This window comes from Halomonas sp. ND22Bw (assembly GCF_003011945.1).
Lineage (GTDB): Bacteria > Pseudomonadota > Gammaproteobacteria > Pseudomonadales > Halomonadaceae > Halomonas > Halomonas halophila.
In genome coordinates this window covers 1-239 of the sequence record NZ_PXWD01001696.1, presented here as the reverse complement: position 1 = coordinate 239, position 239 = coordinate 1, and the positions used below count along the sequence as shown (strand labels likewise).

The window sequence follows — 239 nt, the reverse complement described above, 5'->3', positions numbered from 1 at the left end:
CAGGCGGGGCGGGATCGCGCCGCCGCAGGGCTTGATCCGGCCGGGCTTGTCGAGGAGGAGGACCCGTCGCCCGCCCCGGGCGAGGTCGGTGGCCGCCGTGGCGCCGGCCGGGCCGCCGCCCACCACCACGACGTCGTAGGTTTCCGGCCCGGCCCCGTTCATGGGTGAATCGCTTCGGACGGCCGGCATCTCGTGACCTCTCGACATGACGTCACCTCGCTCGTGGAATCATCGGGCGG

1 protein-coding gene is annotated in these 239 nt (G+C 74.1%); it reads right to left on the bottom strand.

What is annotated here, in order from left to right:
* Positions 1 to 207, bottom strand: a 207-nt coding sequence (locus CVH10_RS24050; RefSeq protein WP_219925101.1) for an FAD-dependent oxidoreductase, incomplete at its 3' end; no start/stop codon positions are given.
* Between the last annotated feature and the right edge of the window lie 32 nt (positions 208 to 239).